This is a genomic window from Desulfosporosinus fructosivorans (assembly GCF_004766045.1).
Classification (GTDB): domain Bacteria; phylum Bacillota; class Desulfitobacteriia; order Desulfitobacteriales; family Desulfitobacteriaceae; genus Desulfosporosinus; species Desulfosporosinus fructosivorans.
This window is the reverse complement of record NZ_SPQQ01000013.1, coordinates 1-13723: the sequence shown is the minus strand read 5'-3', so window position 1 is coordinate 13723 and position 13723 is coordinate 1. Positions and strand designations below refer to the sequence as shown.

At 41.0% G+C, this 13723-nt stretch carries 10 protein-coding genes and 3 pseudogenes; 8 read left to right on the top strand and 5 right to left on the bottom strand.

All coding sequences use genetic code 11. The annotated features are described in order from the left end of the window. Positions 1-46: 46 nt before the first annotated feature. Both E4K67_RS29945 and E4K67_RS31375 read left to right on the top strand, forming a co-directional pair. Positions 47-301: pseudogene (locus tag E4K67_RS29945) on the top strand (vancomycin resistance histidine kinase VanS); the annotation flags it as partial. Further along, positions 301-441 (top strand): annotated as a pseudogene (locus E4K67_RS31375) (ATP-binding protein); the annotation flags it as partial. The pseudogenes E4K67_RS29945 and E4K67_RS31375, both read left to right, overlap by 1 nt. Positions 442-464: 23 nt before the next feature. Here the strand turns inward: E4K67_RS31375 and E4K67_RS24570 are convergent. Next, positions 465-1196, bottom strand: coding sequence for a VanZ family protein (locus tag E4K67_RS24570; RefSeq protein ID WP_243454610.1), 732 nt, complete (start codon positions 1194-1196; stop codon positions 465-467). 306 nt (positions 1197-1502) lie between these two features. Here E4K67_RS24570 and E4K67_RS24565 point away from each other — a divergent pair, with 306 nt between their 5' ends. Further along, positions 1503-2108 carry a GDSL-type esterase/lipase family protein gene (locus E4K67_RS24565; protein WP_135551584.1) on the top strand — a complete coding sequence of 202 codons (606 nt, stop codon included), beginning with the start codon at positions 1503-1505 and terminating at the stop codon, positions 2106-2108. An 11-nt stretch (positions 2109-2119) separates the two neighbouring features. Continuing rightward, positions 2120-3526 carry an MBOAT family O-acyltransferase gene (locus tag E4K67_RS24560; RefSeq protein WP_135551582.1) on the top strand — a complete coding sequence of 469 codons (1407 nt, stop codon included), beginning with the start codon at positions 2120-2122 and terminating at the stop codon, positions 3524-3526. A gap of 280 nt (positions 3527-3806) precedes the next feature. Here E4K67_RS24560 and E4K67_RS24550 read toward each other — a convergent pair whose 3' ends face one another. Next, entirely contained in the window at positions 3807-4265 is a 459-nt protein-coding gene (locus E4K67_RS24550) for a MarR family winged helix-turn-helix transcriptional regulator (protein ID WP_135551579.1), read from the bottom strand. A 203-nt stretch (positions 4266-4468) separates the two neighbouring features. Here E4K67_RS24550 and E4K67_RS24545 point away from each other — a divergent pair, with 203 nt between their 5' ends. The 4 genes and pseudogenes from E4K67_RS24545 (at position 4469) to E4K67_RS29935 (ending at position 8640) form a co-directional block, all read left to right on the top strand. Further along, on the top strand, positions 4469-5341 hold the full coding sequence (locus E4K67_RS24545) for an SDR family NAD(P)-dependent oxidoreductase (protein WP_135551577.1): 873 nt from the start codon (positions 4469-4471) through the stop codon (positions 5339-5341). A gap of 636 nt (positions 5342-5977) precedes the next feature. After that, positions 5978-6250 (top strand): annotated as a pseudogene (locus tag E4K67_RS24535) (HlyD family secretion protein); the annotation flags it as partial. A gap of 15 nt (positions 6251-6265) precedes the next feature. Further along, entirely contained in the window at positions 6266-7828 is a 1563-nt protein-coding gene (locus E4K67_RS24530) for a DHA2 family efflux MFS transporter permease subunit (RefSeq protein ID WP_135551573.1), read from the top strand. A gap of 581 nt (positions 7829-8409) precedes the next feature. Next, positions 8410-8640 carry a hypothetical protein gene (locus E4K67_RS29935; RefSeq protein ID WP_158408570.1) on the top strand — a complete coding sequence of 77 codons (231 nt, stop codon included), beginning with the start codon at positions 8410-8412 and terminating at the stop codon, positions 8638-8640. Between the two features lie 28 nt (positions 8641-8668). Here the strand turns inward: E4K67_RS29935 and E4K67_RS24510 are convergent, their stop codons facing one another. From E4K67_RS24510 to E4K67_RS24500, 3 genes are all read right to left on the bottom strand, one after another. Further along, positions 8669-11230 carry a PEP/pyruvate-binding domain-containing protein gene (locus E4K67_RS24510; RefSeq protein WP_135551571.1) on the bottom strand — a complete coding sequence of 854 codons (2562 nt, stop codon included), beginning with the start codon at positions 11228-11230 and terminating at the stop codon, positions 8669-8671. A 12-nt stretch (positions 11231-11242) separates the two neighbouring features. Then, positions 11243-12640 carry an MFS transporter gene (locus E4K67_RS24505; RefSeq protein ID WP_135551569.1) on the bottom strand — a complete coding sequence of 466 codons (1398 nt, stop codon included), beginning with the start codon at positions 12638-12640 and terminating at the stop codon, positions 11243-11245. 146 nt (positions 12641-12786) lie between these two features. Then, on the bottom strand, positions 12787-13407 hold the full coding sequence (locus tag E4K67_RS24500) for a TetR/AcrR family transcriptional regulator (RefSeq protein ID WP_135551567.1): 621 nt from the start codon (positions 13405-13407) through the stop codon (positions 12787-12789). Between the last annotated feature and the right edge of the window lie 316 nt (positions 13408-13723).

Below are 13723 nucleotides of genomic sequence, written 5' to 3'. Positions count from 1 at the left end.
ACAAGCTATTGCCGATTTGGTTGAAATGTACGACCATACAGAGCATATCTATCAGTTGGTGATTCGCAACAATATGGACATGATCCTTTTTGTTGTAATCCTAATATTTTTAGTTATCCTTTTTCGATTTTCTGTTTCTTGGTTCACAAAATATTTTGATGAAATCAGCGCTGGAATGGATAAACTTGCTGAGGAATCCGATGAAGAAATTACATTATCGCCAGAATTGGATTTTATGGAAAATAAGCTAAATCAGATAAAAAACAACTTAGAAAAACAAAAGAAAGCTGCGCTTGATGCGGTGCCGGGCTTGGACTGGCTATTGCTAAAGAAATCGTAAACGCGCATGGAGGCAATATTTTCGTGCAAAGTAATACAGAAAAGACAGTCTTTACTGCCGTACTTCCACAAAAGCAAGAAAAGGACAAGTTATCTGCTTAAGTCAGATAGCTTGTCCTTTTGTATTAAATAAAAATAGGTCCTGTAAATAAAGATCTTAAAAATTGGGAAAGCAAAGGTCTTAAAAATGGGTAAAACACAAAGAACATACCGGCGAATGTGATGACCATATAAAAACATGCCTCTTCACGACGGAGCACGGGAATTTTTTCGATATTGGTACTTTGGACAGAAACCTTGTCCTGTAATTTTGATAAATGTTCTTTCAGCAGCCTAAAAATTACCCATCCGATTAACGCTCCGAGAGTATTCATCAGTAAATCATCAATATCCGTTACTCTTCTATTGAACAATTGACTCAATTCTATTATAAGAGAAATTGTAATTCCGGATAATGCTGTTTTCCATAACACCTCATACTTTTTCCAAATACATGGAAGCATAAATCCAAGAGGTATAAAAAGTAATATATTTTCTATGTATGGGCGAACACCCTCTGTAATCCAAAGAAATGGAATCAGATTAAACTCATCCGGTGGAAAATTCAACCCCTTTGGTGTTATTATCCCAAAGCTGTTATGAACAATATCCCTTATGGAAGGAATACCAGTAAAACTTAGCACACCAGTAAGGTAGTACACAAAGATATATACGATTACAATATGTTCAATTGACAGTTTATAGCCAATCTTTTTGCTTTGAGAGGTCAGTAGTATATGGTATGGAATCAAGAATGGCAAAGTACTAATAAACCATGTAATCGACACTATAATAAACATTAAAATTCTAATGATCACCAAATTCACCTCCGTTGTAATTAACTTGTTTATTATAGGATATTTAGAAAAGAAATGTCTTAATAAAACCTTAAGATAGGGTGATTTTCTCCTTAATATGTTTTTTCCTATTTTTACAACTATTAAGATGCAGTAGTGTCGCAAAGAACATGTATGTCACAGTGAAGCTATGAAGGATTCTTCATGGCTGTTTTTTTAAACAATATTTTAGCACAAAGATAATATCCGAACTTTATCTTATCTGCACCTGATCTGCATTTTGCTGCTGTAATATCAGTGTATCAAAGAAAGAAATGAGGCATTTTTATGAAAAAATTAATGATGGGTTTCCTGATCGGTATTCTTCTGATGGGTGTCACAGCCTGCGGGAATACAACTGCTGCAAAAGATGTTACAGCAAATTTCAAGAACAGTGTATTTATCGGAGATTCCATTACCGAAGGTTTTGTTGTTAATGAAATCCTGCCGAAAGAAAGGGTCATAGCTGGGGCGGGAGCCACAGCTGGTTTCACTTATGATAAAATTGGAGCCTTGGATGAAAAGAAACCGGACAACGTTTTTATCATGTTGGGATCGGACGACATGCTCTGGCCGAAGGGTGATCCTAAGGTGCTATTTGAAAATGATTTAACAAAACTGATTAACAAGACAAAAGAAGAGGTGCCCGACTCAAAAATATATCTTGAATCTATTACACCTGTGACACAGGAGGCCTTAAATCAGGAACCGCGCTACAAAAATATAGACGAATATAACGAACTTATAAAGGCGTTGGCGGGCAAGTTATCCGTTAATTATGTAGACATAGGAGCCTTGGCCAAGGAAAACCCCGAATTATTTGCCGAAGATGGTGTTCATTTCAAGAAAGAATTTTATCAGCTGTGGCTCAAGAAACTCTCTAAATCATTATAGCGGAGGGACCTATGGTTTTCAGCAGTCTGTTTTTTACCTTTGCTTTTTTGCCGATCACAGTCATTCTCTATTATTCCTTAGGAAAGCCTTTAAGGAATATTGTCCTGCTTACGGCCAGCCTGTTTTTCTATGCCTGGGGAGAACCTGTCTATGTGTTACTGATGTGCGGTTCTATAATGATTAACTACTGGATAGGCACTCTCTTAGGCAGAGATTCTGGCGGCAGACGAAACAGGCAGCTTCTTTTAAGCATCAGCCTGATCTTCAATTTAGGCTGTCTCGCTTATTTTAAGTACTTCGGCATGATCATCAGTACCATAACAGCCATGGGTGGTTGGAATTTGCAGGTGGGAACACCAGCGCTCCCCCTAGGAATTTCCTTTTACACCTTTCAGACACTATCTTATGTGATTGATGTATACCGGGAAAAAATAAAGCCGCAGAAAAGCCTGCTTCTTTTTGCTCTTTATATTACTATGTTCCCGCAGTTGGTGGCCGGGCCTATTGTGCACTATGCGGACATTGAATCCCAGTTAGCTGACAGGAGCATGACCTTGGAAAAATTTTACTCCGGGATGCGGCGCTTCCTGTGCGGACTGGCGAAAAAAATGCTTCTGGCCAATAATATAGGCCTGCTCTGGTCCGAAGTAAAAGCCATGCCCGGTACAGAAATTTCAGTGCTCATGGCCTGGGCCGGGATTATTGCCTTTACCTTGCAGATATATTTCGATTTTAGTGGGTATTCAGATATGGCTATCGGATTGGGAAAAATGTTTGGCTTCCGTTTCAAGGAAAACTTCCGGTATCCCTATAGTTCGCAAAGTATCTCGGAATTTTGGCGGAGGTGGCATATCTCCCTCGGATCATGGTTCAAGGAATATGTCTATATTCCTCTGGGCGGGAGCCGTGTCGGTAAGTGGAAACTGATAGGGAACCTGTTTGTCGTATGGTTTCTCACAGGGCTCTGGCATGGTGCAAGCTGGAATTTTGTTGTATGGGGGCTTTATTTTGGAACGTTAATATATGTAGAAAAATCGTTTTTGCAGAAAAGCATGGCACGATGGCCCAAGGCTGTCCGTCACATATACTTATTGCTGTTGGTTGTTATAGGCTGGGTGTTTTTTGAATTTACCAACCTGACGGATGGGTTAAGTTTTCTGCGGATCATGTTTGGAGTGGGAGACAACGCGCTTATTGATAACCAAGGAATGGTGAAGCTAAAAACTTATGCCGTTTTATATAGTGTTTGCATCATTGCCGCTTCACCTGGGCCGAAGAAACTGGCCTTATTATTTATAAGAACTCATGGCAATATTTACAAATTAGTAGTAAACGTGTACTATTGCGTACTAATGTTTTGGGGGGCGGCATATATGGTTGGTTCAACCTACAACCCATTTATATATTTTCGATTTTAACCGGGAGGATTGATATGCGAATCAATAACAAAAAAAATCTTGCTCTTATCCAGAAAGTCTGGGGTATGTTTCCGCTTTTATTGATACTTGCTATGTTTATATTGCATCTGGCCCTGCCGGATAAAACCTTTTCCAAAGAGGAGCAACGTTACTTAGCACAATGGCCTGTTTTTCATATTGAAACAGTCTTAAATGGCAGCTATGAGAGTAAAGTCGAAGCGTACTTTTCAGATCAGTTCCCTTTTCGAAACTTTTGGGTTCATATTCAGAAAGGCTCAAATCAAATTTTTTCATTATCATTTAAAAATTTAAGCATTTGTATAAATTTTTCAAGTTCGGAATCCTCCCACTTTGAGATGCGTTTATAAAATACAGATTCTTTTTCTTTTAAAGCATCTTTAGTCTGTTGACGTCCAAGTTCAGTCAAAGATAATAGTACTCCTCGACGATCATCAGGAGATGTTTCACTTTTAACATATTCCAAGCGCTTGAGTTGATTGACAAGGCGGCTTACAGAACTACGGTCCATAGCCGTTGATTCCGCTAAAACTGTAGCATTTGTTGGGCCAAATGTGAAGAGCCATCGAACAATGAGAAAAGCTGCAGGCTGTAATGTCGAATCGAAACGTGCTGCAGTTCTGACATTAAGTGCATGTGAGGCACTAATAAGTGCATTTAGCTGTTCGCCGAGCTTCAGTTCTAACTGTTCTCTTGTAGTATTTTTAGAATAATCCTCCATAGTTCACCTCAATTCATCATGGTTGTAATAATAATATAGTTGACATATATCAAATAGATTATATAATTGATATATGTCAACTATATGAATTTGTCTGTAACATGTCAAGTGAATAAAACATTAATTGACTATTTAACAATGTAGGGTGTAGCAACTAATAGGAAATACCAATAATGATATTAGTTTATAGGAGGATTATTATAATGACTTATCCAATCGTTGTAATCACTGGTGCTACTAGTGGGCTTGGACAACTTGTGGCAATCGAATTAGCAAAGCGAGGTACTCATCTTGTACTGACAGCTAGAAGCAAGAAGAGGGCAGAAACGACCAAAAGAATGCTAAAAGATATTGCACCAAAGACAGAAGTAGACTTTTTTTACGGGGACCTGTCATTAATGGTAGATGTCAAACGGATTGGAAAAGAGATTAAAGCAGCATATCCAAAGATTGATGCACTAGTAAATAATGCAGGATTGCATGCTTTTGAGCAACGAATAACCTCAGAGGGCTTTGCAGAAATGATAGCAGTTAACTATTTGGCACCATGGCTATTGTCATATACATTACAACCATCGTTAATGAAGTCGGGAAACGCTAGGATTGTCAATGTCGCTTCAGAAGCATCACGCAACCATGGTGAACTTAAGCTTCCAGAGGATCTGACGGATACATCTACTTTTACTCCAAGAGGTTCCTCTGCGCTTTACGGGAAAACTAAACTTCTTAATATTATGTTTACTGGAGAACTAGCACTTCAATTGTCTGGAACTGGAGTCACTGTTAATGCACTAAATCCAGGGTTTAATGTGACTGGTCTCGGACGTGAGCTCTGGTTTGCTTCTGCTCTTGAACGCATTTTGAAACTTTTGCATATCGGAGATCCACGTAAAGGAGCTGACATTATTACTCGTTTAGTTGTAGAGTCACAATATCAAGGAGTGACCGGCGGCTATTTTAATGTTGGAACTGGCAAGTCTATTATTCCTGCATACCCTGGCAGAGATATTACAATGCAAAATAAACTCTGGAATGGAACTAAAGAATTGTTGCTACGTAGAGGTTTTATAGAATGAGTAGATATATAAAGGAAGAGTAAATTTTTGGCCTAATCTTTATTGCGAAGTAGTTCTGATGTAGCGAAACCACAATACCCCTTTTCTTTAGGAGGTCTAGCTTTCTGCAAAAGAATATGTACGCGATCCAGTATCATCATTATCCCCCAAAAATACACCCTGGTATCGGTAATAAGTATGACCAACCGCGGGATGTTGTGCAAATACTAATTGAAGCTTTGTCGGGAAACGAGGGAAGTTATTCGGTCTTTGTGAATGATAATGGAGTAGCCCGTAAATACAGCATAACCAGAGATTGAAATAGGAAGCGAGGAGTAACCTCGCAGGATTGTAATGAACATCGAATGTAACCCTATACTTTACGGGCTGAAATTGCTTTACAGAGGGGACATCTTCTGGTGATGAAAGATTCCAACATGCTTAATAAAATGTCCTTACACGAACAGTTATTGCGCAAATATAAGGAGGATTGTAATGGAAAAAATTGCTGTTATTATTCTAGCAATGGTTGTAGTACTTACTGGCTGTAGTTCAGCGGGTCAGAAAGACAAGACAAGCCAGTAAGTACTGAGGTTCAAGCAAGTAAAGGTCTATGTGACGGCGGGGATTAGCGATGCTAACGAGAAAGCTGGGGTCATCACGACAAACATTGAAGAAACCAAACTGGTTAAGGTAAAGCAGGGGCAGAAGGTAGATATTACTATCGACCAGTTTTCCGGAAAATCATTTTCTGGGCGAGTTAAATATGTAGGCCAAGCCTCTAATTCGACCTTCGCCCTTCTTCCGTCCTCAACGAGTGGGACGTTTACTAAAGTTATCCAGAAAATACCTGTAAGAATCGAATTGGATAAAAGCGATGATACTTTGCTGCCAGGTACGAATGCAATTGTTAATATTCACGTTATGTGAAGAGGAGAAGCGAATATGACAAAACAACATAACATTCAGGAACGTGCAGCGGACAAGTCAAATAAGTGGGCAGCCTTGTTTGTTGTTGTTATAGGCACTTTTATGGCTGCTCTCGACAGCAGTATAGTAAATATAGCCATTTCAAAAATGATGGCAGTGTTTGGCGCATCATTAGACGATGCTAAATGGATATTAACGGCCTATACTCTCACATTAGGTGCTATAGTGCCACTTACTGGATATCTCGGCGACATATTCGGAACTAAAAAGTTATTTTTGTTTTCGCTTGCTGCCTTTACTCTGGGATCATTTTTATGCGGCCTTTCCTGGAGCAATACTTCAATGATAGTATTTCGTATAATTCAGGCTGTGGGTGGTGGCATGATAATGCCTGTAGGTATGACAATAGTAATGCAACTTTTTCCTCCTAGTGAACGGGGTACTGCCTTGGGATTTTGGGGGATCGCAGCAATGGCTGCTCCGGCAATAGGTCCAACGCTCGGAGGATACATTATTGGAAATCTGGATTGGAGACTGATTTTCTACATCAATGTACCCATAGGAATAATCGGAATGATTGCAGGAGGGATTTTTCTTAAGGCAACGCCTAGAAAGCCATTTACAGGGTTCGACTACATAGGATTCATAGCTTCAACAGTGAGTATTGTCAGTTTGCTATATGTTTTAGGTGAAGGATCTTCGATTGACTGGGGAAATGTAAGAAATCCTCTACTGATAACGCTAGGGTGCTTTAGCATGTTATTATTTGTTAATGAATTGACTCATCCCGACCCTTTACTTGATTTAAGTATATTGAAAAACTTTGACTTCAGTATAAGCCAGCTCATTTTAAGCATACTGATCTTTTCATTAATGGGTGGAATGTATATAGTGCCTCTGTTTTTACAAAATATCCAAGGTTATACAGCTATGGATGCAGGTATGATATTGCTTCCGTCCGCGGTTGCTACAGGAATAATGATGCCTGTGAGCGGCAAGCTTTTTGACAAAGTTGGTGCAAAGCCACTAGCCCTAGTCGGATTGATTATACTGGCTACAAGTTCATATGATTTAGCCTTTATAAGTATAGATACAAGTAGGTCAGCTATAACGTGGATACTTACTATACGTGGATTGGGTCTGGGACTTGTAATGATGCCTATCACAGCAGTTGGAATGAATGCTGTATCTACTAATCAGGCTGGAAAAGCGTCGTCATTGAACAATATGATTAAGCAGATTTCCGGTGCTCTGGGTGTGACGATTATGACTACCATGCTTCAAGGTCGATTGAATTTAAATTATGGGAGACTGTCGGAGCCGGTAACGGCTTTTAATCCGGCGGCGAGTGATATGATCAGACAGCTTCAGGGGTTGTTTATGCAAAATGGGTATTCGCAAAATGAAGCTGGGGCGGCACTACATGTAATTAGCGGAATGATTCAGAAAAAGGCATATGCCGATGCAATAGACTATACCCTGGCAATGTCAACGGTTGCCGTGCTTCTAGCAATAGCGATGGTGCTGTTAATGCGAGGAAGAAAGCAAGATAAGAGTAAAGCTACAGTTATTTCATGATCATAACTCCTTTAGATGCGTTTGGTCAAACGGTTCTGTGACCCAAACAACAACATTCCCAAATAAGCGCCCGCCCCTTCCCAGAGCGGGAAGGGTGTACCGGCTAAGTAAAGAGAAGAACTGTGGCTGTTAACGATTGAAGCTCAGCTTGGCGACGAACAGCCCGGACCAGATTTCGATCCGCGCGAACGTGGCGGCAATCCGTTTGACGATCGCTTTGGCGGACATGTAGGCGCCAGAGGATTCCATGGCAGAGATTTTGAGCCTCATGGCGGTATGCAGTGTCTGTTCTTGGATTATTTTTGCTTTCGTGGAGAAAATGAATGAAAGATATGGAAACGGGACCTATGCACTTAATAGTAGGCCTTGGAAACTAGGGTAACCCTTACCCCAAAACATTTTGATTTCATCCGTCCAAAGTTTGTAAAAAAGCCTTACGAATATATGCAGAGTTGTGTCAAACTGGATATGGACCGGATGAATTTTCCTTATAAGTCTATTTATTCTAACGCAGTGGTTTACTTGAATTAATTGCTGCAAAGCAGAGTTTGAGGTGGCTTTCCAAAAGCTTGTTTTCATAATTGTACAGAACTGGCAAACAGGATGTCCTGCGCACGCCGTTGCCGATACCGGGAAAACGCTGCTGTGTGGCAAGGAACGCTTTTGCACTTAGAGCTGGGTTACTTGTGCCATCATCAAAAAAGTCCTTTGGGGATATTTTGAAGTATTTGCAGATGTGTAAAAATTCTATCATGGATGGCAACGCTTTTCCGGACGAGGGGGCTTTACCAGAGATTATTTTGAAGGAATAATTGGCTTCAAAACATCACTGTTTAATAACTAAATTCGATGCACTGAACCGTCCTCACCATTTACAAGAATAACTTCTCCTTCTTGGAAAAATTTCGTTCCCACCTTCGTGCCTAAAACAGCGGGTATGCCGTATTCCCTCGCTACAATAGCGGCATGGGATAACGGCCCACCGGTATCCGCTACCACTGCAGCCACCATACCAAATAAAGGAGTCCACGTAGGATCGGTATAAGGACAAACTAGAATGTCCCCTTTTTTTAGTTTTCCGAAATCTGAAACGCCAGTAATTATCCGCACTGGCCCTTTAGCCATTCCTGGGCTACCCACAAGACCTTTAAGTTTATCTGAATTTACATTGCTATCCAAATTCCTATATAGAGCTTCTTTCCATAAGGTTTGATTCACAGCATTCCGATTTTTTCGTACCTCTATCATTTGAATACAGCTATTTCTATCAATAATTCCTGAAAAAACTTCCGTGATTTCTTCTTTGGTAAGAAAAACAATGTCTTCAGCTTCCTTTAGAGAACCCCACAGGACTAGGCGCTTTCCCAATTCACCGGTAATCTTCCGGCCGGCCGTAAATAAACTTTCTAAAGCAAACACGGTATCCTCTCTGATAATATGATTCTCTCGTACTTTTATGTAATTCCTTTCGAAGATTCTTTTTATAGGTCCTTTTATACCAACACTGAACGAATTTACCCATTGTTCGTGTTTGTTCTTGCGCTCGATTTCAATTCCTTCCCTTTTCTCTAAGGACGTGTCTTGCAGGGCGGCTTTGATAATTACTAAGAAACGGGCCGGATCTTCAAGCCATGACGTTCCGCTAAACGGTTGATACATTTTCTCGGTGCGGAAACCGTATTCCTTGAGAAATCGATCAACACCTAGTAAGAACTCGTTTCCCCCTGTTAGGCGAGAAAATATTTCCTTCATAGGCTTTCCACAGAAGACATTCATGTCTTCTTCGATAAAAACCGTTCTTACTTCTGGATGTTGGTAAGCAAAAACAGCGAGTCGATTAATCGCTCGGTCGATCACAGCCGTTTTATAATCCAAAGCAGTCATCATTAGATCCGTTAAAACAGGACGATGACTTTTAGGAGAGAACAACTTCAAGATTAGGGAAAGGGCAGTCATCGGTATGAGGTTAGCTTTAAATATGTAGTAAAACCTTAAGTCACAGACCTTACGTGCTAGGTCAAATATCTCCCTAAATTGTTCAATCATTAATGACTCGCTTTTTCCAACTAGATCCTCCGCCATAACGCGATCGACGAAAGGTTTAATGTTTTTCCCGTAGGTGTTTCGCCAGTGGTCAGCCTTTAACGTATTTTTCCGAAAGAGCCTGAAAGGTATCGCTAAGGTTCGGACAGAGGGCCGTATTTTAGGCGGATTTAATCTTATGTCTCCGTCCTTACTCAGCGTCATAATTTCCGTAGCCTGGGAGACCTTTCCTAAGTCAGCCACCGAATCCAGCAAGGACTGATAACTCATGGTAACTACCGAATAATCCAGCGGTGTAGGAGCTTCCGGATAGTGTTCTAAAATATCATCAATCATAAATTGCTGCACTCTACTCAATTTTCCAGACACCAAACTATCCTTTATGCTAAAATCCTGTTTAAGCGTAGTAATTGGCCTAGCCTGCAATAGGTATAGTTTTCCTTGAAAGAACGCCCATTCAATATCCATAGGTGTTTTATAGTGCTCTTCGACCCTACACACCAATTGGCCTAATTCCTTTAATTGCTCCTCAGAGAGAGAAAATCGTTCCCTCAATGCCTTTGGTACATCGATGAGTTTATTGTTTCCACCCGGTTCCTTTATCAGCTGTTTCTCTTTCAAGCCAAGTACCCTTTCAACAAGAGAAAGGTCCTTTTTAGACAGAACAAAGGAGTCCGGTGTTACCGTACCGGCAACGACTGTTTCCCCCAGCCCGTAGGATGCTGAAATAAGTATCTGTTCCAGTTTACCATTCAATGGATTTGCCGAAAACGCTACACCCGCGACTTCAGAATCAATCATCAATTGGATGACTACCGAAAGAAAGACTGTTTTGTGGTCAAAGCCCTGTTTCTGCCTATAAGCCATGGCCCTGGCCGTCCACAAAGAGGCCCAACAACTTAAAACACAGTCCAGTACATTTTTTTCTCCCTGAACATTGAGATAACTATCCTGCTGTCCGGCAAAACTTGCGTCAGGCAAATCTTCCGCGGTGGCTGAGGAACGTACGGCAACCAGTGCTCCCGCAGGCTGTCTTTCCCCACTCAGACTTAAGTAGGCTTCGACGATTTCGACTTGTAAGTCATTGAATACAGCCTCCTGCAGAATCACTGTTCTTATTTGCCCAGCCTTTTCCTCAATATCATCTAGTTTCTCCCAGTCAACACTGTCCAAAACTAAATGGATCTTCTCTTCAAGACCAGCGACCGCTTTTTTATACGCCTCCACGCTTATACAAAATCCTGCTGGAACGGGAAAATTAGCTTTTACCAGTTCTCCAAGATTAGCACCTTTTCCCCCTACAAGAGCAAGTGCATTTTTGTCCAGTTCATCAAAACAATAGATATAACGACTCTTCACGATACCGCCTCCTTAAGTATTTTGGAAAGGCTTAAGTCGAGAATTTTCTCGGTCGATTATAACGGAACCTTTGAAACGATTGCCGATTATGGCTCCCAATGCTGAAAGTAGGGCCAGGACCAAGAAAATTACGAAGAAATTCTCGGTCGTCCCAGTGGTTTGGTCTAACCCACCTGAAGCAGTTAGTAAACCTGTAATAAGGGGAATCCCAATCGCTCCACCGAGATTACGGGATAGTTGCACTAGACCAGCTGCAACACTTCTCCGATTTTCCGCCACCGAGTTCTGAGCCGGTAACAAAAAGAGCGCTATAGTTATACCTAAGCCAAAACCGCTAATCAAGTTTAATAGAGCCATAAGAAGATTAGAAACATCGATTCTGCTTGTAAAAGCAAGTAAAGTAAACCCCATGGTAACCACTGTCCAGCCACCTAAGGCTAGCCTGGCATAACTGAACTTTTGAGTTAACTTGCCGCTTACTATCCCACCTAGACCTGTTCCTAACGTAAAGAGAAGTAACAGTTTCCCTCCCTGCAGGGAAGTCCCCCCCCATAACGCCTGGCCATAGATAGGTAAAACTGCTATTGTTCCGTACATTACTGCCCCCAATAAGAAGGCGCTTACCAAGGATACTTGAACATTTTGTGTTTTCATTAAGTCCAGTGAAACAACAGGGTCGGGGTGGCGTTTCTCCTGCCTGAAAAAAGCCGTAAAAATCATTCCAGCCAGACCAAAAAGTAATAAGGTTAATAATGGCTTTCCTTGCCAATCTACCGAACTTCTTAAAGCTTGAATAAACATCGTAGTTCCGATCCCTAATAAAAGACCGCCTGCCCAATCGATCTTAGCAAAATCCGATGGACTGGAAGTCTTTAATAATTCAGGCAATCCCCTTCCCACAAAGACCGAAGCTAATATTCCAACAGGAAGCACGGCAAAAAAGGACCACTGCCAGCCAAAGTTATCTGTGATATAACCGCCTAGTAAAGGCCCCACCAAATTAGCCAAGACCTGAACTACCGCTAAAATACCCAGCATTTTGCCCCGCTGTTCTATAGGGAATAGCTCACTTATGATTGCAATAGCTGCCGGTGCTATAGCGCCAGCGCCCAAACCCTGAAGCGCTCGATAAACCACAAGCTCGGTCATTGAATTTGCAGTCCCGCTTAAAGCTGAACCTATTAAGAAGACGAACATTCCCCCTAAATAAATACGTTTTCTGCCGTATAAATCCGCTAACTTGGCAAATATGGGAATAGTAACAGTAGAGGCCACCATATACCCACTAAAGACCCAACTGTAAAGTTGGGCACCCCCAAGTTCGCGAACCACTTGCGGTAGCACAGTGGCCAGAATGGTCTGCATCATAATGGATGCTGACATCCCCAGGAGAATTCCTATAAACGCCATCCTCAAACGTTCCCACCTTTGCTCACTCTTACAACTCCAAATGAATTAAGTCTCCTTAATCACCCAGGACTACCTAATTTCTCATTGATGTAACTTTCTTAATTCTTTATCCTAGCGACTTTCTTTAACTCTCTGCTTAAGTGACTCTATTCCATTTTCTGTCTGGCTTGTATCCCTCTTAATATTATATTAGTCCTAGCGAGGAGTTCCTGTCGCAAAGAGTTCTCTAGCTCTCCTTGTACCCACTGGTAAAGAGTGAAGAAATACATGCCGGCAATGATCTCGGCTACATGTCTGGGCTCAACGTTATTAACAAATTCCCCTTGCACTTGTCCTTCGCTAACGAGGCCCTCAATGACCAATATAAATTGCTGCTGGTTTTGTTTCTCCTGCTCAATATCAGAGAACATTTGGACAAACATGTGTCTTAACACTAGTTCCGTAATTTCTTTGTTTTCCTCATTAACCTGACCAAAAACCTCTAGCAAACAAATGATCTTCTCTTGGGCGCTGCTTAGGACACTGAACTCTTTTCGTAACAACACTTCAGCCAGTTCCACTCGCTGCCGACCAAGTTCAGACAATATTGCATCCTTGGTAGGGAAATGATTAAAGAACGTACCTTTAGCCACATCAGCTTTGGCAACGATTTGTTCAACAGTTGTATCGTCATAGCCCTGCTTTAAGAAAAGTTCCATCGCTGTTTCGAAGATCAATCCCCTGGTTTGAGCTTTTTTTCTTTCCTGTCGGTTTGGTTCTTTTGTCATCAACAATCCACCTCATTTAAATTATTATAGTAACTTAGTTATAATGACCATAGTACAAAAGTATACTATGGTCATTATAACGCCTTCCCTTATTTATCTGCAAGCTCTAATTTTGGTATCGCTGACCAAACCGTTATAATTCACCGTTAAGAAATTTTGTGTCTTAACGTGCATACGAAATCCTTCGTTATTTAGGCTGTGCCCATATAAAAAATATAGCTCTTTAAACGTCTCTACGCACGTGGAGTGCTTAATAGTGCTATATGTGCGACACGTTTCTAAATGAAAAGTTTAGACATTTGTAGAAATACAAAGA

Excerpts from the sequence above, each read along its gene's own strand:
- E4K67_RS24565 (WP_135551584.1), top strand. The coding sequence starts at position 1,503 with ATGAAAAAATTAATGATGGGTTTCCTGATCGGTATTCTTCTGATGGGT.
- E4K67_RS24500 (WP_135551567.1), bottom strand. The coding sequence starts at position 13,407 with ATGACAAAAGAACCAAACCGACAGGAAAGAAAAAAAGCTCAAACCAGG.
- E4K67_RS24505 (WP_135551569.1), bottom strand. The coding sequence starts at position 12,640 with ATGGCGTTTATAGGAATTCTCCTGGGGATGTCAGCATCCATTATGATG.
- E4K67_RS24545 (WP_135551577.1), top strand. The coding sequence starts at position 4,469 with ATGACTTATCCAATCGTTGTAATCACTGGTGCTACTAGTGGGCTTGGA.
- E4K67_RS24550 (WP_135551579.1), bottom strand. The coding sequence starts at position 4,265 with ATGGAGGATTATTCTAAAAATACTACAAGAGAACAGTTAGAACTGAAG.
- E4K67_RS24530 (WP_135551573.1), top strand. The coding sequence starts at position 6,266 with ATGACAAAACAACATAACATTCAGGAACGTGCAGCGGACAAGTCAAAT.
- E4K67_RS24560 (WP_135551582.1), top strand. The coding sequence starts at position 2,120 with ATGGTTTTCAGCAGTCTGTTTTTTACCTTTGCTTTTTTGCCGATCACA.